Raw genomic sequence first — 20,272 nt, forward strand, 5'->3', positions numbered from 1 at the left:
GTCAGCTGCCGGCATGGCGCATCCGGCGCTCCAGCGGCGCGTCGTCGGGCCAACCCTCCGGGACGCCCAGGTCGGTGAAGCCGGCCTTCTCGTACGCACGGATCGCAGCGGGGTTGTCGTCACGCACCATGAGGTGGGTGTCCCGTCCGAGCGCGCCCGCCCACGCCACCACCCGGGCGACGAGGCGCCCCGTGAGGCCGGTGCCGCGGTGACTCGGTGCCACCCACATCGAGATCAGCTCGACCCCGTCCTCGGACAGGGCGCCGCTGACGACGCCGACGGTGCCCGCGTCACTGCGCGCGAGGAACGTGCACGGCACGTCGGTGAGGCGCTGGCGCCACCGGTCCTCGGTCGCCTCCACCCAGTCGGCGTGCCTGGCCCCGAACGCCCCCGGCGCATCCGCCAGCGAGGCGAGGCGCACCTCCCGGAACTCGCGCCACTCGTCCGGTCCCACCTGCACGATCTCGACGTCGACCACGACAGGAGGGTAGGCGTCCCCGGTCTCGTTCGCGCACCGATTTCCGTCCACAGGCGCGCTCGTCGCAGCGTGCTCCACAGCCGTCCGACCGGCCTCGTGCAGATGTCCTCCGACGCCCGGAGGGTGGACCCACTCGGGGTTCATCGGGAGCTCCGCGACGACAGGGGAAAGACGATGGAGCGTCACGATCGGACGATCGACGAGGCCGGCATCACGACCGCGGAGTACGCCGTGGGCACCGCCGCGGGTGCCGGTTTCGCCGGGCTGCTCTACACGCTGCTCACCGGTGCGTTCGGCGACCAGCTGCTCGAGCGGCTGTTCAAGCACGTCATGGGACTGCTGGGCATCTGATGGTGCGGCGGGCTCGAGGGGAGGCCGGCGCGGCGACCGCTGAGCTCGCGCTGGGCATCCCGCTCCTCGTGGCGCTGACGGCCGGCCTGGTCTGGATGCTGGCCGTCGGTGCGGCCCAGGTGCGGGTGATCGACGCGTCGCGCGAAGCCGCCCGCGTGGTGGCGCGAGGTGACGACGTGGCAGCCGCCGAGGCGGTCGCGCTGCGCATCGCCCCGGACGGCGCGCGGGTCCGTGTCGCGCTCGGGGACGCCCAGGTGGTGGTCACGACCTCGGCGCGGGTCAGGGGGCCGGGCGGCCTCCTCGGTGCGCTGCCCGGAGTGACGGTCACCTCGGACGCGGTCGCCACCGTCGAGGACTCGTGAGCCGCCGCGACGACGGCGCCGCGACGGTCCTCGTGGTGGCGATGGCGGGCGTGCTGATGTTCGTCATGGCGGGGCTCGCCGCGGCCGGCGGACTGGTCACGGCGCAGCGCCGCGCCCAGGCCGCAGCCGACCTCGCGGCCCTCGGCGGCGCAGCAGACCTCGACCTGGCCTGCACGCAGGCCGGCCTGGTGGCGGCCGCCAACGCCGCGGTCCTCGACGCGTGCGAGGTCGTGGACCGCGACGTCCGCGTCGTCGTGTCGGTCCCCGGTCCGGACGTGCCGTGGACCGAGGTGCGGGTGAGCGCCGAGGCGCGGGCCGGGCCGGCGTACTGACGGGGTCGTCCGGGCGGTTGGCGTACGCCTGCCGTGGGGGTGGCGGCAGATCGCGCCTCAGGAAGCCCCGTGGCTGCGATGTGCCGCCACCACCGGCGGCCAGCCGTCAGACGGTGTCGCGCTGCTCGGGGTCGTCGTCGCGGCGCTCGGCCTCAACGCGCTCGAGCTTCTGGTTCAGCTCGGTGAGCTCCTTGCGCTCGCGACGGTGGGCGAGGCTGCGCCGGGTTCCCCACTTGAGGATCGCGAAGCCCCAGAGGATCGCGGCCCCGGCGCCGACGCCCACGAGGAACGACTGCAGCGTCGTGACCTCGAAGCCGAGGAGCTCGCCGCCCGTGCCGGGCTCGCTGACGAACAGAGCAGAGAGGACGGCGATCGCGCCGAGGATCATGAGGCCCAGTCCGAGGATCACCATGCGGCCGAATCTAGCCCTCTTCGTGGCCCCGTGGCGCACCCGCAAGCAGGGCGTCGAGCAAAGTGATCGCGCCGGCCTTGTCGAGCGGGTTGTTCTGGTTGCCGCACTTGGGCGACTGGATGCACGACGGGCAGCCGCTCGCGCACTCGCAGCTGGCGATGGCCTCCCGGGTGGCCGACAGCCAGGCGACCGCGGTCCGGAACCCGCGCTCGGAGAAGCCGGCACCGCCGGGGTGGCCGTCGTAGACGAAGACCGTGAGCACTCCGGTGTCGGCGTGCCGGGCCGTCGAGACCCCGCCGATGTCCCACCGGTCGCAGGTCGCGAAGAGAGGAAGGAGTCCGATCGAGCAGTGCTCGGCGGCGTGCGCGGCACCGGGCACGTCGAGGGTCGCCAGCCCGGCCTCGGCGACGACGTCGTCGGGCACGGTCCACCAGACGGCGCTCGTGCGGAGGGTGCGCTCGGGCAGGTCGAGGGGTTCCTCCGACAGCACCTCGCCGCCCGGCTGGCGTCGCTTGAGGAAGGACAGCACCTGGTGCGAGACGTCCACCTCGCCGAGCGCGAGCTCGCAGCCGCCCCACGAGCGGCGTTCGCGGGTCTCGACGATGCTGATGTCGGTGACCTCGCGCGCGGTCGTGCTGTAGGCCGGCTCGTCGCGGCGCATGGTCGCGACGTGGTGCTCGAGGTCGAGGTCCTCGACCAGCCACGCCTCGCCCTGGTGGACGTACACCGCGCCGGGGTGCGCCTGGTTGTGCGCGCCACCCACGTCGACCGTGCCGACCACCCGCCCGGTGCCGGCCTCGACGAGCTGCACCGGGGACCCGCCGGCGGAGCGGATGTCGGCCAGGTCCGCGGCACGCGACCGGTCGGTCCAGAACCAGCCGCGCGGTCGCCGCCGCAGCAGGCCGAGCTCGGTGAGCTGGTCGACGACCGCGCGCGCCGTCGGCCCGAAGAGCGGCAGGTCGGCCTCGGTGAGCGGCGACTCCTGGGCCGCGGCGGCGAGATGGGGTCCCATCACGTGGGGGTTCGACGGGTCGAAGACCGACGCCTCGACGGGCGCCCCGATGAGCATCGAGGGGTGCGTGACGAGGTAGGTGTCGAGCGGGTCGTCCTTGGCGACGAGCACGCCGAGCGCGTCCTGCGCACCGCGCCCCGCGCGGCCGACCTGTTGCCAGAACGCCGCGCGCGTCCCGGGGAAGCCGGCGATCAGCACCGCGTCCAGGCCGCTGATGTCGATGCCGAGCTCGAGGGCGTTCGTCGCGGCCAGGCCGACGAGGTCGCCGCGCCGCAGGGCCGCCTCGAGGGCGCGCCGCTCCTCGGGGAGGTAGCCCCCGCGGTAGGCAGCGATGCGGTCGGGCAGCGACGGGTCGACCTCGGCGAGCAGGTCGGCGGCCGTCAGCGCCACCTGCTCGGCCCCGCGCCGGGACCGGATGAACGCCAGCGTCCGGACGTCCTCGGCGACGAGGTCCGCCAGCAGGTCCGCGACCTCCGACGACGCGGCACGTCGCACGGGGGCGCCGTTCTCGCCGGCGTGGGAGGTGAAGGGTGGCTCCCACAGCAGCAGCGACACCCGTCCCCGCGGCGAGTCGTCGCGGGTCAGGGCCACCACGTCGAGGCCGGTCAGGCGGGCGGCTGTGACCTCCGGCTCGGCCACGGTCGCCGAGGCCAGGACGAACGTGGGGTGGGCGCCGTACATCGCGCAGACCCGGCGCAGCCGGCGCAGGACGTGCGCGACGTGCGCGCCGAAGACGCCGCGGTAGTGGTGGCACTCGTCGACCACGACGTACGCCAGCGAGCCGAGGAAGCGCGACCACCGGTGGTGCGACGGCAGCAGCGAGCGGTGGAGCATGTCGGGGTTGGTGAGGACGTACTCCCCGAAGTCGCGCGTCCAGTCGCGCTCCTCGCGCGAGCTGTCGCCGTCGTGGGCCGCGAAGCGGACGTCGACGCCGAGCGAGGACAGGCCGGCGAGCTGGTCGTGGGCGAGCGCCTTCGTCGGCGCGAGGTAGAGCACGGAGGCGCCCCGCTCGTTGCGCGTCCCCCGTGCTGCGCGGATCGCGGAGAGGGCGGGCACCTGGTAGGCGAGCGACTTCCCCGACGCCGTCCCGGTCGCGACGATCACGTGGTCGCCGGCGTGCGCGGCGTCGGCGGCCACGACCTGGTGCCGCCACGGACGGGCGACCCCCTGCGCGGCGTACGCCCCGCGGACGTCGTCGGGCACCCAGGCCGGCCAGTCCTCGTGCACGGCCTCGCGGGCGGGCAGCACCTCGAGGTGCTGGAGCCGGTCCTCGCGCCCCGGAACGCCGGTCAGGCGACGGATCAACGCCTCGACCGGTGGCATCACGTGGGGGCGGGGCTGGTTCACCCGGCGAGTCTGGCAAACGCCACCGACGCCGGCGCAGGCGGTGAACTGTTGGGGACTCCTGCGAAACGTGGTGCTTCGTGGTTTGATACCACCCGAACGAACAAGGGGCACACGGGTGTGCCCGCAACAGCTGTCCGAAGCAATTCGGGGGACCGGGGAGCAGCCGTGGATCTGACCCTTGCGACACGCGAGGTCGACGGGCGCGCCATCGTGGCCGTCGGTGGAGAGATCGACGTCTACACCGCACCCAAGCTGCGCGACTGCATCACCGAGCTCGTCGGTGCCGGCACCTACGACATCATCGTCGACCTCGAGGCCGTCGAGTTCCTCGACTCCACGGGCCTCGGCGTCCTCGTCGGTGGCCTCAAGAAGGTCCGCGCCCACGACGGCTCGCTCGACCTGGTCTGCACCCAGGAGCGCCTGCTCAAGATCTTCCGCATCACCGGTCTGGCGAAGGTGTTCGTGATCCACGACTCCGTCAGCCTCGCCCCCGGCGCCTGAGCGCCGCCCGGTCCCTCGCGGAGGCCTGGTCCACCACCCCTCGGGACGTGTCCCGGGGGGTTTTGCACGTTCCATCCCGATACCCCGGTGTGGTGTGGGTCACCCTGCCCCGTGATCTGGGTCACGTCTGCGTAGACTCCGGCGCGTTCACGGATAGTTATCAGTCCTAGGAGGACGCGCATGACGGGGATCCTGCCCGCAGTCGTGAAGCCGGAGCTCGAAGGCGGAAATCTCGTCCTGGTCGTCATTGTCGCCCTGATCGCGCTCGGCGCGCTCGGGATGGCAGCGATGTTCCGGTCGCAGGTGCTCGCCGCCGGTGAGGGCACCGACAACATGAGGACCATCGCCCAGGCCGTCCAGGAAGGCGCCAACGCCTACCTGCAGCGGCAGTTCCGCACTCTCGGGATCTTCGCCGCGGTGGCGTTCGTGGTCCTGTTCGCACTGCCCGCAGACGACGTCGCCGTCCGCATCGGTCGTTCGATCTTCTTCCTGGTCGGCGCCGGCTTCTCCGCCGCGATCGGCTACCTCGGCATGAGCCTGGCCGTGCGCGCCAACCTGCGCGTCGCGGCGGCCGCCGAAACCGAGGGCCGTGATCCCGCCATGACGATCGGCTTCCGCACCGGCGCCTTCGTCGGCATGGCGACCGTCGGCCTCGGCCTGCTCGGCGCCAGCGTCGTCGTGCTGCTGTTCAAGGACGAGGCCCCGCACGTGCTCGAGGGCTTCGGCTTCGGCGCCGCGCTGCTCGCCATGTTCATGCGCGTCGGCGGCGGCATCTTCACCAAGGCCGCCGACGTCGGCGCCGACCTCGTCGGCAAGGTCGAGCAGAACATCCCCGAGGACGACCCGCGCAACGCCGCCACCATCGCGGACAACGTGGGCGACAACGTGGGCGACTGCGCCGGCATGGCCGCCGACCTCTTCGAGTCGTACGCCGTCACGCTGGTCGCCGCGCTCATCCTCGGCGCGGCCGCCTTCGGCAACGAGGGCCTCGTGTTCCCGCTGCTGATCCCCGCGATCGGCGCGCTGACGGCCGTCCTGGGCATCTACATCACCAAGCCGCGGGCCGGCGAGAGCGGCCTGACCACCATCAACCGCGCCTTCTACATCTCGGCCGCCGTCGGCGCCGTCGCGTCGGTGCTGCTGTCCTACATCTACCTCCCGGGCTCCTTCTCGGAGTTCAGCAACGTCACCGGCCTCGACATGGCCACCGCCGAGGGCGACCCGCGCCTGATCGCCTCGCTCGCCGTCGTCATCGGCATCGTGATGGCCGCCGGAATCCTGGCCCTGACCGGCTACTACACCGGCACGGAGTACCGCCCGGTCAAGGACGTCGCCTCGACCTCGATCACCGGTCCGGCGACCGTGATCCTCTCCGGCCTCTCGGTCGGCTTCGAGTCGGCCGTCTACACCACGCTGGTCATCGGTGCGGCCGTGTTCGGCGGCTTCCTGCTCGGCGGCGTGACGCTCACGGTGTCGCTCTTCGCCGTCGCGCTCGCCGGTTGCGGCCTGCTCACCACGGTCGGCGTCATCGTGGCCATGGACACCTTCGGTCCGGTCTCCGACAACGCCCAGGGCATCGCCGAGATGTCCGGCGACGTCAGCGAGAACGGTGCGCAGATCCTCACCGAGCTCGACGCGGTGGGCAACACGACCAAGGCGATCACCAAGGGCATCGCGATCGCCACGGCGGTGCTCGCGGCCACCGCGCTGTTCGGCTCGTACGCCACCTCGGTGGCCGAGGCCTACCTCGAGTCCAACGCCTCGGACGCGCTCGACTTCACCGTCTTCAACCCCGGCGTCCTCGTCGGCGTGCTGCTCGGCGCGGCCGTGGTGTTCCTCTTCTCGGGCCTCGCCATCAACGCGGTCGCCCGCGCAGCCGGTGCGGTCGTGATGGAGGTGCGCCGCCAGTTCCGCGACATCCCCGGGATCATGGAGGGCACCGGTCGTCCGGAGTACGGCAAGGTCGTCGACATCGTCACCCGCGACTCGCTCCGCGAGCTGATCACCCCGGGCATCCTGGCCGTGATGGCCCCGATCGCCGTCGGCTTCGGCCTCGGCGTGACCGCCCTGGCGGGCTTCCTCGCCGGTGCGATCGGTGCCGGCACCCTGATGGCCGTCTTCCTGGCCAACGCCGGTGGTGCCTGGGACAACGCCAAGAAGCTCGTCGAGGACGGCAACCACGGCGGCAAGGGCTCGTCGGCGCACGAGGCCACGATCATCGGCGACACCGTCGGCGACCCGTTCAAGGACACCGCCGGCCCGGCCATCAACCCGCTGATCAAGGTGATGAACCTGGTCTCGCTGCTCATCGCCAGCGCGATCGTCTCGATGAGCGTGGGTGAGGACCAGAACGACACGCTCCGCGTCCTCATCGCCCTCGTGGCCGTCGCGATCATCGTGGTCGCGGTGGTCGTGTCGAAGCGACGCGAGGTCGTCATCTCCGACGAGGCCCCGGCGGCGCCCGTCGTCTGACACCCCGCGCGCACGCCGTCATGGCGGCTGGTTGCTCCGGCAACCGGCCGCCATGACGCATTCCGGGGGCGGGCCGGTCGCGACCTCAGGCGCGCGAGCCCGGCCGCCACCAGTTGCGCTCGCCGAGCAGCGTCATCGCGGCGGGCAGCAGCAGGCCGCGCACGACGGTGACGTCGAGGACGATCGCGACGGTCATGCCGACGCCGACCTCCTTGACCGCGACCAGCTCGCCGGCCGCGAAGCCCAGGAACACGACCGAGATGGCGAGCGCCGCCAGGGTCACGACCGGGCCGGACGCGGTGACGCCGGCGAGGACCGCGCGGTCGTTGTCCTGGCGGGTCCCGTGGCCGCCGGCGGAGTCCCACTCCTCCTTGATCCGCGCGACGAGGAAGAGGTGGTAGTCCATGGACAGGCCGAAGGCGAACATGAAGAGCAGCAGCGGTGTCGTCAGGTCGAGGCTTCCCGTCGCGGTGCCGCCCAGCAGCGGCCCGCCCCAGCCGTGCTGGAAGACGAGCGTCACCACGCCGAGCATCGCGAGCAGCGAGAGCACGTTGAGCAGCAGGGTCTTGGCCGCGACGACCGGCGCCCGGGTGAGCCGCAGGAGCAGCAGTCCGCAGACGAGGAGGACGGCGAGGACGGCGAGGGGTGTACGCCCGGCGAGCGCCGCCCGGGAGTCGACCAGCTCGGCGGCCGGCCCGCCGACCTGCACGTCGTAGCCGTCGGCGAGGTCGCGCACGTCCGCCACGACGCGCTGCGCCGCCGGACCGCTGGTGGTGCCGCGCGGCATGACCGTGAAGCGGCTCCAGCCGTCCGGGAGGCCGTCGCGCACGTAGACGTCCTCGACGTCGGGCAGGTCCAGCAGCTGGTCCTGCAAGGAGGCCAGGCGCGGGTCGCCGGGGGACAGGTCGACGAGGACGTCGGCCGGGGCGGTCGCGATGTCGGGGTAGTCGCGCTCGACGACCTCGACGACCGTCCGGGCCTCGCTCCCCGGCGGGAGGGAGCGTGCGTCCGAGGCGCCGAGCCGGAGCCCGAGGAGCGGCGAGGCGAGGGCGAGCAGCACCGCCGTCGTGCCGACCAGGACCGGCCACGGTCGCGCCTGCGCGAGCCCGGCCAGGCGCACCAGGAGCGACCGCTCGGGAGCACGGGCCGGGCGGCCCCACGCGCCGCGCGCCACGTCCGGCACGCGGCGGTGCGCCACGGCCAGCAGCGCGGGGGTGAGGGACAGTCCGGCGACGGTCACGACGGCGACGGCGACGAGCCCGCCCACGGCCAGGCCGGTGAGGAGCGGGTCGCCGATGAGCAGGAGGGCGGCGACCGACGAGCCGACGGTGAGCCCGGAGACGAGCACCGTGCGTCCGGCCGTGGCGAGCGTACGACTGAGCACCGCCGCGAGGTCGGGGTCGGCGCCCGCCGCTGCGCGTTCCTCGCGGAAGCGTGCGAGGACGAGCAGGCTGTAGTCGACGCACAGCCCGAGACCGAGCACGGTGACGACGTTGACGGCGAAGTCGCTCACGGGGGTCAGCGCCGCGACGCCCGTCAGAGCGAGCAGTGAGGCCGCGACCGCGGACAGGGCGGTCGCGACGGGGAGCACGCCCGCCACGACGCTGCCGAGCGCGACGGCGAGCAGCACGAGCAGGACGACGAGTGCAGCGCCCTCGCCGCGTGCGGCGTCCTGCACGGCCTGGTCGGTGAAGGTGCGCTCGGCGAGGAGGTCGCCACCCACGCTGACGTCGGGGAACGGTGTGGTGCGCAGCAGGTCCGCGACCTCGTCGGCGAGCGCCAGCGCGTCGTCGTCGCCGAGGCCGGGGTCCAGCTCGACCTCCACCACCGCACTGCTGCGGTCCTCGGCGACGAGCTCGTAGGCACCCGTCGTCCAGGGGTCCCGGACGTCGACGACGCCGGGCAGCTCCCGGACCGCGAACAGCACCCCGCTGGCGGCGTCGCTGGTCTCGGCGGACACGGGGTCGGCCCCGGAGAGGACGGCCACGACCTGCTCGCGCTCGGCGTCGAGCTCCTCGAGCCGCTGCCCGACCTCCGTCGACTCCGCTCCGGGACGGGCGCCGACGTCCTCGGCCCGGTCGAACACGGACCCGCCGAGGACGCCCCCGGCCACCACGACCACGGTCCACACGGCCAGCACGACGGCTCGACGCCGGTGGACCCAGCGGCCCCATCGCTCCAGCACCCGGCGACTGTAGCCAAGCGGAGGCGTCCGTGGCCCGCGTTCCAGAACCGGCCGCCGGAGGCGTCAGCGCTGGTCGAAGTGCGGCCGGGTGAGCTCCTCGGCCAGCCCGCCCAACGCCGTGCGGTCGTCGGTGTCGCCCGCGTGCGGGCCCTGCAGCCACTGGGCGAAGGACCAGATCTCGGAGAGCCGCCACTCGAGGTCGAACAGCCGCACCACCTGCGGGTCTTGAGCGACGTCGCGGCCCTCGTGCACGAGCGTCGCGAGGTCGCGCTCGCGGGGCGCGAGGAGCAACGACTCCCAGTCGACCAGCCACGTCCGCCCGCGCGCCAGCCACTGGTTGCGCACGTGCGGCTCGCCGTGCGTGACGACGTACGTCGCCGGGTCCGACAGGTCGACCAGGCGCGCGTGCTCGCGGGCCCAGGCCCCGACCTGCGTCAGGTGGTCGACGACGAGCTCGCGGGCGGCCCGGCCGAGGGGCGCGTCCCACGGCTGCTGGAGCAGGTTGCGCAGCAGGTGCGTGAGGTCGGACGGGATCTCGGTCGTCCACGTCCGTGCGCCGGCCGGCGCGGGGGCCGAGTGGAGCTCGGCGAGCATGCCCGGGAGCTCGGGCACCGACTCCTCGGGGCGGCTGCCCTCGAGCCAGCGCGTCACGCTGGCCGTACGTCGGCCGACCGCCACGGTGAAGCTCCCGTCGTCGCTCGGCACGGACGGCCACACGAAGTCCAGGCCCAGCGCGGCCGCCGACCCGTACGCCGCCTCGAGCGACGCCTGCGTGTGGCGCGGCAGGTCCGGGTCGAGGGTGAGGAAGAGCGTCGGCGTCCCCGACACGTCGACCCGCCAGTGGTGCGCGCCCCACCCGACCGCGAGGTGCTCGACGGCGTCGGCACGCGGCTCCCAGTGCCTCCGCGCGAGGTCCAGCACCTCGTCGTCGCTCACGTCGGCGGGTCGCTCCAGCACCCGGCCATGGTGGCACCCGGGTCCGCGAGGGGTCTGGGAGGCTGGGCCCATGCCGTCCGACCTCGACTTCGCCGGTCCCCTCCGCGACGCCCTGCGCGCCGCCGACTTCACCTACGACCGGGTCGCCGACGCGATCGGCGACGAGGCACACCGTGCGCTCGGGCGCAACGAGACGCTGCCGGCGCTGAGGCGTACGACCTCGGGCGGGCCGCTCGACACGCTCGTGCGGCTCTTCCTGCTCCAGACGCCCGTGCCGCGCGACGCCGCCGACCGCGCACTGCCGGGCCTGGTCGACCGGCTGTGCAACGCCGGGCTGCTCGAGCAGAGCGTCAGCGAGGTCGGTGCGCGGACCGACTGCCGGCCGTACGCCGTGGACGAGCAGGACCTGTGGATCGTCTCGGACCTCACCCCGGGCCTCGACGGCGCGCCCGTCGCGGTCGGCCCCGACCACGTGCTCGGGATCTCCAGCGCCTCGACCAGCCTCGCCCAGCTCACGATGCGCGAGCAGGCCGGCCGCTCGCTCGACCTCGGCACCGGCTGCGGCGTGCAGGCGCTGCACCTCGCGGCACACTCCGGCTCGGTCGTCGCGACCGACGTCAACGCCCGTGCGTTGTGGATGACGCGCCTCAACGCGACGCTCAACGGCGTCGACGTCGACGTGCGCGACGGGTCGTTCTTCGAGCCGGTCGCGGGGGAGCGGTTCGACCTGATCGCGACCAACCCGCCCTTCGTGATCTCGCCGGCGACGGGCGAGCGGCTGGTCTACCGCGACTCCGGACTGCCCGGCGACCGCGTCGTGGAGCACATCGTGCGCACCGGCCCCGACCACCTCGCCGCGGGCGGCTGGCTGCAGGTGCTGGCCAACTGGGCCGTCACCGACCGGCCGTGGGACGAGCGGATCGGCTCGTGGCTGCGTGAGGACTGCGACGCGCTCGTCGTGCAGCGCGAGACCCTCGACCCCGCCGCCTACGTCGAGCTCTGGCTCAAGGACAGCGGCCACCACGGCGGCCCCGACTACGCCCACCGCTACGACACCTGGCTGTCGTGGCTGGAGGAGTCGGGCATCGAGGGTGTCGGGTTCGGCTGGATCAACGTCCGCCTGCGCGACGGCAGCGGTGCAGGCAGCGGCACGCACGAGCTGCTCGAGTGGCCGTACGACGTCGAGCAGCCCATCGGGCCCGCCATCGGCGCGTGGGGTGACGCGGCCCGCGACCTGCACGACCTGTCCGACGACGCACTGCTGGCCACGACCCTGCGCGCCCGCGACGACGTGCAGCAGGAGACCGTCGGCCGTCCGGGCGCGGAGGACCCCGAGGCGATCGTCCTGCGCCAGCAGCGGGGCTTCCGCCGCGCCCGCACCGCCGACACGGTGGAGGCCGCGCTCGTCGGCGCCAGCGACGGCGACCTGACGGTCGGCCGCCTGCTCGGGGCCCTCGGGGCGCTGCTCGAGCGGGACGAGGCAGACCTGCGCGCGACGTACCTCCCCGTCGTCCGCGACCTGGTGGCGGAGGGCTTCCTGCAGCTGTCCTGAGGTCGGTCGTCGGAGCGTGGCCCTCGTGGACCGTGTGGGAGGTCTCCGACACCTGCTGACCACCGCTGGGGGTGGGGAGACCGCGCCGCACTTGTGTCGAGGGGTGAGCAGAAGTCGGCGGATCGTTGACGTGATCCCCGTCACCTGCCTACGTTGCTGGGGCTCCTCCATGCCTCGGGAAGACCAGGAGAACCCCCATGACACACCCCCTCCGCACAGGGCTCGCGGCCGCTGCCGGCGCCGCCCTCTGCCTGCCCCTGCTCGCCACGCTGCCCCTCGCGTCCGCACACGAGGGCCACGGCGACGCCCCCGCGCCACCGCCCTCGCGGCAGTTCCAGAAGGTCACGCTCAACGACCGTCCCGGTGAGCCGGTCGACCTCGCCGTGCTGCCCGACGGCGACGTCCTGCACACCACGCGCGCCGGCGTGATCTGGCACAACGACGCCGAGACCGGCGTCAACAGCATCGCCGGCAGGATCCCGGTCTACCTCCACGACGAGGAGGGCCTGCAGAGCATCGCGCTCGACCCGAAGTTCGACGGCAAGAAGAACAACTGGATCTATCTCTACTACTCGCCGCCGCTCGAGACGCCCGCCGACGACCCGGCGACGGCTTCCATCAACGAGGGCGACGCGCCGGAGACCGGCACCAAGGCGGACTTCGACGTGTTCGCGGGACACCTGACGCTGTCGCGCTTCCGCTTCAAGGACGGCCAGGTCAAGCTCGGGACCGAGCAGGAGATCCTCGACGTCCCCGTCGACCGCGGCATCTGCTGCCACGTCGGCGGCGACATCGTCTTCGACTCCAAGGGCAACCTGATCATGTCGACCGGCGACGACTCCAACCCGTTCCAGTCCGACGGCTTCGTCCCCCTCGACGAGCGGGCCGACCGCAACCCGGCGTTCGACGCCCAGCGCACCGCGGCCAACACCAACGACCTGCGCGGCAAGATCCTGCGCATCACGCCGAAGGCCGGCGGCGGCTACACGATCCCCAAGGGCAACCTCTTCAAGCCGGGCACCAAGAAGACGCGCCCGGAGATCTACTCCATGGGCTGGCGCAACCCGTTCCGCATCGAGATCGACCCCGACACCGACGCGCTCTGGGTCGCCGACTACTCGCCCGACGCCAAGAAGGCCAAGTCGAGCCGCGGCCCGGCCGGTCACGGCAAGTGGGCCGTGGTCGACGAGCCCGGCAACTACGGCTGGCCCTACTGCGCGACCGCGCGCCTGCCGTACAAGGACTACAACTTCGCCACGGACAAGAGCGGCAAGAAGTTCGACTGCGCCAAGCCGACCAACACCTCCGTGCACAACACCGGCAAGCGCAAGCTCCCGCCGGTGACGCAGCCCGAGGTCTGGTACACCTACGGCAAGTCCAACCGCTTCCCCGGCCTCGGCAAGGGTGGCATCGGCCCGATGGCCGGCCCCGCCTACCAGTACGACGCCAAGGTCGCCCGCGGCAAGAACTCCGTCGCCTGGCCCGAGCGCTACGACAACACCCCGCTGTTCTACGAGTGGACCCGTGACTACATCAAGGGCTTCCACGTCGACGGCACCAAGGTCGGCATCGAGGCGATCGTGCCGGGCATCGTCACCGACAACCCGATCGACATGGAGTTCGGCCCCGACGGTGCGCTCTACGTGCTCGAGTACGGCGACGGCTACTTCGCGGAGAACCCCGACGCGCAGCTCTCGCGCATCGACTTCGTCGGCAAGCGCGGCAACCGCAGCCCGATCCCGAAGATCGAGGCCGAGCCGACGGCCGGGCGCTCCCCGCTCACGGTGAGCTTCTCGAGCGACGGCACCAAGGATCCCGACGGCGACAAGAAGCTGCGCTACGCCTGGGACTTCGACGGTGACGGCAAGGTCGACAGCCGACAGGCGTCGGGCAGCTTCACCTACACGACCGACGGCAGCTACCGCGCCTCGCTGCGGGTGACCGACAAGGGTGGCCGCTCGGCCTCCGCCGACGTCGACGTCATCGTCGGCAACCAGGCGCCGGAGCTCGAGTTCGTGACGCCCGTCGCGGACCAGACGTTCCGCTTCGGCGACACGGTCGCCTACGAGGTCAAGGTCACCGACGACGACCCGGTCGACTGCAGCCGCGTGACGGTCACCTACGTGCTCGGCCACGACACCCACGGCCACCCGCAGTCGACCGCGACCGGGTGCAAGGGCTCCCTGGTCACCACGGTGCCGGGCGGTCACGACCCGGCCACCGACGACCTGGCCGCCGTCTTCGTCGCCGAGTACACCGACACCGGCTCGCAGCCGGGCCTCAGCGGTTCGGCCGAGGTTGTCCTGCAGCCGGCCGGCTGACCCCGACCACCCCGCATCCCCCCCGAGAAAGAAGGACACACATGTGTTTCGGATACGACGGCGACGCCGCGCTGCGTGAGTCGCTCGAGAAGAAGGGCGCCAGCCGCCGCAACCTGCTGCGCGGTGCCGCTGCCGGAGCCGCGGGCGTCGCGACCCTCGGCGCGGTCGCCCCGGCGAGCGCCCACCCCGGCAAGGGCCACGGCCCCCACGGCGGTCACGGCGGTCGCAAGGGCGAGGTCGACCAGAAGCTGATCAGCATCCAGCTCTACACGCTGCGCTCGGCGATGACGACCAACGCCAGCGTCCTGCAGCAGCTCGACCAGCTCGCGAAGTTCGGCTACTCCCGCGTGGAGCGGGCCGGGCTCTACCCCGACGCAGGTCTGGACACCGCCGCCAAGCTCAAGGCCGAGCTCGACAAGCGCGGCATCTGGGCCTCGTCGAGCCACGACGGCATCAGCCCGGACGCCGGAGCGCTCCAGAAGAAGCTCGACGACGCCAACACCTTCCGGCAGAAGTACATCGTCGTGCCCTACCTCAACTCCGACAAGCTGAGCGACTGGCAGCTGTGGGCCGAGCAGATGAACAAGGAGGCGGCGGCCGCCAAGCGTCGTGGCCTGAAGTACGGCTACCACAACCACGCGCACGAGTTCACGATCGACCTCGGCGGCGGCACGACCCCGTGGGACGTCCTCACCAGCGAGCTGGACCGTCGCCTGGTGCACCTCGAGGTCGACCTCTACTGGGCCTACACCGGTGGCGTGAACACCGGCGCGGCCGACCCGCTGGCGTTCGCCAACGAGGTCATCCGCACGGCGCCGCAGGAGGTCCGCCAGTACCACGTCAAGGACCGTCACGGAGCCGACGCCGCTGCGCTCTACGCCCAGCAGCCCGGTGACATGGCCGACCTGGGGCTCGGGGTGATCGACTTCCCGGCCATCTTCAAGAAGCACCAGGCCGAGGAGTACATCGTCGAGAACGACACCCCGGACTTCAAGCCGGCGGCGACCGCGAACACCGGGTTCCGCTACCTCCAGGGACTGGAGTTCTGACCCGTCACCACGCCTGACCGGCTCGGGCCCCATGTCCTCGCGACGTGGGGCCCGAGCCGTACTCCCAGCCGTCCCCCCGGCCGCGCTCCGGAACGGGGAGGGGTGGCGATCTCGGGATGTGGCGCTACCGTTGCCGCGCTGAGCAACTCAGCAGCAACAACATGAGGGAGCAACTAGCGTGGCAAAGCTCGTGATCGTCGAGTCCCCTGCCAAGGCCCGCACCATCGGCGGATACCTGGGCAAGGACTACGTCGTCGAGTCCTCCATCGGTCACATCCGTGACCTGCCCAACAACGCCGCGGACACCCCGGCCAAGATCAAGGACAAGCCGTGGGGCCGGCTCGCCGTCGACGTGGACAACGGCTTCGAGCCCTACTACGTCGTGCCGCGGGACAAGAAGAGCCACATCGCCAAGCTGAAGAAGCTGGTCAAGGAGTCCGACGCCCTCTACCTCGCCACCGACGAGGACCGCGAGGGGGAGGCCATCGCCTGGCACCTGCTCGACGAGCTCAAGCCGCCGAAGGGCCTGCCGGTCCACCGGATGGTCTTCCACGAGATCACCAAGCCGGCGATCCTCGCCGCGGTCGACAACCCGCGCCAGATCAACGACGACCTCGTCGAGGCCCAGGAGGCGCGCCGCATCCTCGACCGCCTCTACGGCTACGAGGTCTCCCCGGTCCTGTGGAAGAAGGTCATGTCCGGCCTGTCCGCGGGCCGCGTGCAGTCGGTCGCCACCCGCCTGGTCGTCGACCGCGAGCGCGAGCGGATGAAGTTCCGCGTCGCCTCCTACTGGGACCTCGACGCCACCTTCGACGCCGGCACCGGTCACGACCCGCGGATGTTCCCCGCCAAGCTCTACGCGGTCGACGACGTCCGCGTCGCCCGCGGCTCCGACTTCGACAACACCGGCGAGCTGAAGGGCAGAGGCGAGCGCGTCCACCTGAGCCGCGCCGACGCGGAGGCCCTGGCGGCCGGGCTCGGGGACACGGCGTACGACGTCCGCTCGGTCGAGTCCAAGCCCTACCGCCGCTCGCCGTACGCCCCCTTCCGCACCACGACGCTGCAGCAGGAGGCGAGCCGCAAGCTCGGGATGAGCGCGAGCGTGACGATGTCGGTCGCGCAGCGGCTCTACGAGAACGGCTTCATCACCTACATGCGTACGGACTCCACGACGTTGTCCGACGCCGCCGTGGGCGCGGCTCGCGACCAGGTGCGTGAGCTCTACGGCGCGGAGTACCTCCCCGACTCCCCGCGCACCTACGCCTCGAAGGTGAAGAACGCCCAGGAGGCGCACGAGGCGATCCGCCCGGCCGGCGACACCTTCCGCACGCCGGCGCAGACCGGCCTGTCCGGCGAGCAGTTCCGCCTCTACGAGCTGATCTGGATGCGCACGGTCGCCTCGCAGATGAAGGACGCGGTCGGCAACTCCGTGACGATCCGCATCGGCGGTGCCGCGTCGGACGGCCGTGACGTGGTGTTCAGCGCGAGTGGTCGCACGATCACCTTCCACGGCTTCCTCAAGGCCTACGTCGAGGACATCGACGACTCCTCCAAGCGCAAGGACGACGCCGAGACGCGGCTCCCCAACCTGGTGCAGGGCGCCGCGGTGTCGGCGGCGACCCTCACGCCGGAGGGCCACGAGACCAAGCCTCCGGCGCGCTACACCGAGGCGACGCTGATCAAGGAGCTCGAGGAACGCGAGATCGGCCGGCCGTCGACCTACGCCTCGATCATCGGCACGATCCTCAACCGCGGCTACGTCTACAAGAAGGGCACCGCGCTGGTGCCGGCCTGGCTGGCGTTCTCCGTCGTGCGACTGCTCGAGGAGCACTTCCCGCGGCAGGTGTCCTACGAGTTCACCGCCTCGATGGAGGACGTCCTCGACGACATCGCGGGCGGACGGCGTGACCGCGTCTCCGAGCTGGGCGAGTTCTACTACGGCTCCGGCGACGTCGTCGGTCTCAAGACGCTGGTCACCGAGCTCGGCGACATCGACGCCAAGGAGATGGCGACCTTCCCCGTCGGCGAGGGCATCGACCTGCGCGTGGGTCGCTACGGGCCCTACGTCGAGGGCCCGCCGCCGGAGGGCGGCGACGGGGCGCCGGTCCGGGCCAACGTGCCCGATGACCTGCCGCCCGACGAGCTCACGGTCGCCAAGGCCAAGGAGCTGCTGGCCAACCCCGCCGGCGAGGAGCAGGTGATCGGCAACCACCCCGACACCGGCCTGCAGATCGTCGCGAAGAACGGCCGCTTCGGGCCCTACGTCACCGAGCTGCTGCCCGAGGACGCGCCCAAGTCGGCCAAGCCGCGCACCGGCTCGCTCTTCACGTCGATGACCCTCGACACCGTCAGCCTCGAGCAGGCGGTGAAGCTGCTCGACCTGCCGCGGATCGTCGGCACCGACGACGACGGCACGGAGATCACCGCGCAGAACGGCCGCTACGGGCCGTACCTCAAGAAGGGCACCGACTCGCGCTCGCTCACGAGCGAGGACCAGATCTTCGACATCACGCTCGACCAGGCCAAGGCGATCTACGCCCAGCCCAAGCAGCGCGGCCGCGGCGCGGCCACCCCGCCGCTCAAGGAGCTCGGCAACGACCCCGTCTCCGGCCAGCCGGTCATCGTGAAGGCCGGTCGCTTCGGCGAGTACGTCACCGACGGCGAGTACAACGCGACGCTGCGCAAGGACGACACGGTGGAGTCGATCACGCTCGAGCGCGCGGCGGAGCTGCTCGCCGAGCGTCGTGAGCGGGGACCCGCGAAGAAGGCGGCCAAGAAGACGGCGAAGAAGGCGCCGGCCAAGAAGGCGACCGCCAAGAAGACGGCCGCCAAGAAGACGGCGAAGAAGGCCCCGGCCAAGAAGGCCGCCGAGAAGTCCTGACGCGTTGGTGGAGCCGGCTGCCGGTCCTAGCGGCCGCTGGCTCCACTGTCGTCGGATGCGCCGGTCAGGAGTCGGTGGTCGCGACCGCCTGCTTGGCGTCGCGGAGCTCGAGGACCGCGCCGACGACCCAGGCGATACCGCCGAACAGGGTCAGGTAGAGGCCGACGGCGGCAGCGCCGTTCATGTCGAGGAGCCCGATGAGGGCAACCAGGACCCCCAGGACGAGTGACACGACCAGGCTGGCCTTCTCCGGCACGGTGACCTTCTCGAGCATGCCGAGACGGACAGCCAGCGCGGCCGCTCCCAGCAGGGCCATGACGAGCGTGAGCACCCCGTCTCCCCGGATGCCGGACACGCTGATCCCGAAGATGGACACCCAGGGGAGGAATGCCGCAAGGGCGACGACGACGATGGAGATGCCCGTGACGCGCTGCGCCGTGGTCAGACGTGAGAAGTCCATGCGGCAGACGCTATCCGCGGGCAGTGTCGTGCGTGGTGGCTTCGGCTGACTCAGTCCCTTCTCCGCTGTTTGAAGCGGCCCCGTGCCGGGCAGGTGGAGAGCATGGTGTGACGCGTGACCATGGGGGGATCGCGCCACCGCGGATGGAAGTGACGCCGATGGATCGCGCCCGTACTGCCCTGCTCACCGCGCTCGCCCTCGTGGTGAGCCCGCTCCTCGTGCTCACCGGCACCGCTCCCGCGCAGGCGGCGGTCAGCGTGTTCCCGGTCCCGACGAGCAGCGCCGGGCTCGGCCGGATCACCACCGCGCCCGACGGCAGCATGTGGTTCCTGATGGGCGACGCCAACAAGGTCGGTCGCATCACCACCAGCGGCGCCATCCAGGAGTTCGCGCTGCCGCCGACCGACTCGTCGGTCGACGGGCCCGCCAAGGGCCTGGACGTGGGTCCGGACGGATCGGTGTGGGTGACGACCGACCACGGGAGCAACCTGACGCGGCTGTCCAGCGCCGGTCAGGTGCTCAACGACTGGACCTTCCCCAACTACGACGGGTGCGTCAGCACGTGTCCCTACGGCGGCGAGGTGCGCGTCGACCCGTCGGGGACGGCCTGGGTCACGATGAACTACGGCAGCTCGTTCATCGTCAAGGTCACCCCGACCGGCGGGCTGACCGCCTCCGACAACTCGCCCGAGTGCGACGACGTCCTCGGTGAGGCGGCCGACGGGACCATGTGGTGCCAGGGCGGCTCCGCCGAGGGGCAGGACACGATCACCCGGGTCAACGCCGACGCCGCCGGGGGCACGACCTACCCGCTGCCGAGCGACGCGACCTACCCGATGGGCCTCGCCGCCGGCCCCGTCGGCTCGATCTGGTTCACCCGCAGCAGCACCGACGGCTCGCTGACGAGCCCGTCGCGGGGTTCGATCGGCTACCTCGACGCGGGCTCCGGCGCCACGAAGATCTGGCAGACCGGGTCGCGCTCGGCCCCGCGGGACCTGGTGATGGGGCCGGACCGCCAGATGTGGTTCACCAACCGCGGCGCCGCCCCCGGCATCGGGCACATCAGCGCTGACGGCCGTGGCGCGATCAGCTCGGTGGGGAGCTACGAGCCGACCTCGCTGACCTTCGGGCCCGACGGCGCCATCTGGTTCACCGACGAGAAGAACAACTCGATCGTCCGGGTCACCACCGACCAGCTGGGCAGCACCAACGTCGACCTCGGTGACGGCGTCACGATGCTCCCCTCCGACATCCCGCCCGTGCCCACCAAGGCCGCCCCCGTCGGCAAGCTGCTCAAGTCCAAGGGCGTCACCAGGATCGAGGGCGGCGTGCTGCCGGTCAGGCTGAAGTGCCCGAGGTCCACCGCCGCCACGCAGGGCTGCGCCGGCACCCTGCGGGTCGAGCTCGCGAGCGGCAAGAAGGCGATCGCCAAGCCGCGGCGCTACAGCGCGATCCCCGGCGGCGCGGGCAAGGTGACGGTCTCGATCTTCAAGAAGGACCTCCGCAAGCTCCGTCCGGGCAAGGTCGTCAAGCTGCGGGTGGAGCTCCTCAAGGCGGGCTCGAAGAAGGTGAAGGCCAAGCGGATCATCAAGGTCCGCCGCGCCTGAGCGTCCCACCCCGC

Annotated in this window: 16 protein-coding genes; 10 read left to right on the plus strand and 6 right to left on the minus strand. The window is 72.0% G+C overall.

From position 1 onward, the window contains the following. Position 1: 1 nt before the first annotated feature. Positions 2–478, minus strand: coding sequence for a GNAT family N-acetyltransferase (locus tag F4692_RS09110; protein ID WP_179619364.1), 477 nt, complete (start codon positions 476–478; stop codon positions 2–4). A gap of 174 nt (positions 479–652) precedes the next feature. On the opposite strand from F4692_RS09110, the gene F4692_RS09115 reads away from it, so the two are divergent. Genes F4692_RS09115 through F4692_RS09125 form a run of 3 tightly spaced genes read left to right on the plus strand, consistent with a single transcriptional unit; the run spans position 653 to position 1,523 of the window. Beyond that, complete coding sequence (locus F4692_RS09115) at positions 653–829, plus strand: DUF4244 domain-containing protein (RefSeq protein ID WP_179619365.1); 177 nt, start codon at positions 653–655, stop codon at positions 827–829. Further along, positions 829–1,191, plus strand: coding sequence for a TadE family type IV pilus minor pilin (locus F4692_RS09120; protein WP_179619366.1), 363 nt, complete (start codon positions 829–831; stop codon positions 1,189–1,191). The genes F4692_RS09115 and F4692_RS09120 overlap by 1 nt, the downstream gene beginning before the upstream one ends. Then, complete coding sequence (locus tag F4692_RS09125) at positions 1,188–1,523, plus strand: Rv3654c family TadE-like protein (protein WP_179619367.1); 336 nt, start codon at positions 1,188–1,190, stop codon at positions 1,521–1,523. The genes F4692_RS09120 and F4692_RS09125 overlap by 4 nt, the downstream gene beginning before the upstream one ends. A 106-nt stretch (positions 1,524–1,629) precedes the next feature. Here the strand turns inward: F4692_RS09125 and F4692_RS09130 are convergent, their stop codons facing one another. Both F4692_RS09130 and F4692_RS09135 read right to left on the minus strand, forming a co-directional pair. Next, entirely contained in the window at positions 1,630–1,935 is a 306-nt protein-coding gene (locus F4692_RS09130) for a hypothetical protein (protein WP_179619368.1), read from the minus strand. Between the two features lie 10 nt (positions 1,936–1,945). After that, a complete protein-coding gene (locus F4692_RS09135; RefSeq protein WP_179620421.1) occupies positions 1,946–4,270 on the minus strand; it encodes a DEAD/DEAH box helicase in 2,325 nt (774 codons plus the stop codon). Between the two features lie 189 nt (positions 4,271–4,459). Here F4692_RS09135 and F4692_RS09140 point away from each other — a divergent pair, with 189 nt between their 5' ends. Together F4692_RS09140 and F4692_RS09145 are read left to right on the plus strand one after the other, a co-directional pair. Next, the gene (locus F4692_RS09140; protein WP_179619369.1) at positions 4,460–4,795 is read left to right on the plus strand and encodes an anti-sigma factor antagonist; all 336 of its coding nucleotides are present in this window, start codon (positions 4,460–4,462) and stop codon (positions 4,793–4,795) included. Positions 4,796–4,975: 180 nt separating this feature from the next. Continuing rightward, positions 4,976–7,267: a sodium-translocating pyrophosphatase gene (locus tag F4692_RS09145; RefSeq protein WP_179619370.1), complete on the plus strand. Its 2,292-nt coding sequence runs from the start codon at positions 4,976–4,978 to the stop codon at positions 7,265–7,267. A gap of 85 nt (positions 7,268–7,352) precedes the next feature. Here F4692_RS09145 and F4692_RS09150 read toward each other — a convergent pair whose 3' ends face one another. Then, a complete protein-coding gene (locus F4692_RS09150) occupies positions 7,353–9,452 on the minus strand; it encodes an MMPL family transporter (RefSeq protein WP_179619371.1) in 2,100 nt (699 codons plus the stop codon). Positions 9,453–9,515: 63 nt separating this feature from the next. Beyond that, positions 9,516–10,409: an aminoglycoside phosphotransferase gene (locus F4692_RS09155; protein WP_179619372.1), complete on the minus strand. Its 894-nt coding sequence runs from the start codon at positions 10,407–10,409 to the stop codon at positions 9,516–9,518. Positions 10,410–10,458: 49 nt separating this feature from the next. Between F4692_RS09155 and F4692_RS09160 the strand changes: the two genes are divergently transcribed. From F4692_RS09160 to topA, 4 genes are all read left to right on the plus strand, one after another. Further along, a complete protein-coding gene (locus F4692_RS09160; RefSeq protein WP_179619373.1) occupies positions 10,459–11,940 on the plus strand; it encodes a DUF7059 domain-containing protein in 1,482 nt (493 codons plus the stop codon). 197 nt (positions 11,941–12,137) lie between these two features. After that, positions 12,138–14,261 carry a PQQ-dependent sugar dehydrogenase gene (locus F4692_RS09165; RefSeq protein ID WP_179619374.1) on the plus strand — a complete coding sequence of 708 codons (2,124 nt, stop codon included), beginning with the start codon at positions 12,138–12,140 and terminating at the stop codon, positions 14,259–14,261. Positions 14,262–14,302: 41 nt separating this feature from the next. After that, positions 14,303–15,310: a sugar phosphate isomerase/epimerase family protein gene (locus tag F4692_RS09170; protein WP_179619375.1), complete on the plus strand. Its 1,008-nt coding sequence runs from the start codon at positions 14,303–14,305 to the stop codon at positions 15,308–15,310. A gap of 178 nt (positions 15,311–15,488) precedes the next feature. Continuing rightward, positions 15,489–18,191, plus strand: coding sequence for a type I DNA topoisomerase (topA, locus tag F4692_RS09175; protein ID WP_179619376.1), 2,703 nt, complete (start codon positions 15,489–15,491; stop codon positions 18,189–18,191). A 64-nt stretch (positions 18,192–18,255) separates the two neighbouring features. On the opposite strand, the gene F4692_RS09180 is transcribed toward topA, so the two are convergent. After that, positions 18,256–18,651 carry a hypothetical protein gene (locus tag F4692_RS09180; RefSeq protein WP_179619377.1) on the minus strand — a complete coding sequence of 132 codons (396 nt, stop codon included), beginning with the start codon at positions 18,649–18,651 and terminating at the stop codon, positions 18,256–18,258. 158 nt (positions 18,652–18,809) lie between these two features. Here F4692_RS09180 and F4692_RS09185 point away from each other — a divergent pair, with 158 nt between their 5' ends. Further along, the gene (locus F4692_RS09185; protein ID WP_179619378.1) at positions 18,810–20,258 is read left to right on the plus strand and encodes a Vgb family protein; all 1,449 of its coding nucleotides are present in this window, start codon (positions 18,810–18,812) and stop codon (positions 20,256–20,258) included. Positions 20,259–20,272 lie beyond the last annotated feature (14 nt).

This window comes from Nocardioides cavernae (genome assembly GCF_013410035.1).
GTDB lineage: Bacteria > Actinomycetota > Actinomycetes > Propionibacteriales > Nocardioidaceae > Nocardioides > Nocardioides cavernae_A.

Coding starts and splice junctions, on each gene's coding strand:
- F4692_RS09115 (WP_179619365.1), top strand. CDS start 653: ATGGAGCGTCACGATCGGACGATCGACGAGGCCGGCATCACGACCGCG.
- F4692_RS09120 (WP_179619366.1), top strand. CDS start 829: ATGGTGCGGCGGGCTCGAGGGGAGGCCGGCGCGGCGACCGCTGAGCTC.
- F4692_RS09130 (WP_179619368.1), bottom strand. CDS start 1,935: ATGGTGATCCTCGGACTGGGCCTCATGATCCTCGGCGCGATCGCCGTC.
- F4692_RS09135 (WP_179620421.1), bottom strand. CDS start 4,270: ATGCCACCGGTCGAGGCGTTGATCCGTCGCCTGACCGGCGTTCCGGGG.
- F4692_RS09145 (WP_179619370.1), top strand. CDS start 4,976: ATGACGGGGATCCTGCCCGCAGTCGTGAAGCCGGAGCTCGAAGGCGGA.
- F4692_RS09160 (WP_179619373.1), top strand. CDS start 10,459: ATGCCGTCCGACCTCGACTTCGCCGGTCCCCTCCGCGACGCCCTGCGC.
- F4692_RS09165 (WP_179619374.1), top strand. CDS start 12,138: ATGACACACCCCCTCCGCACAGGGCTCGCGGCCGCTGCCGGCGCCGCC.
- F4692_RS09170 (WP_179619375.1), top strand. CDS start 14,303: ATGTGTTTCGGATACGACGGCGACGCCGCGCTGCGTGAGTCGCTCGAG.
- F4692_RS09180 (WP_179619377.1), bottom strand. CDS start 18,651: ATGGACTTCTCACGTCTGACCACGGCGCAGCGCGTCACGGGCATCTCC.
- F4692_RS09185 (WP_179619378.1), top strand. CDS start 18,810: ATGGATCGCGCCCGTACTGCCCTGCTCACCGCGCTCGCCCTCGTGGTG.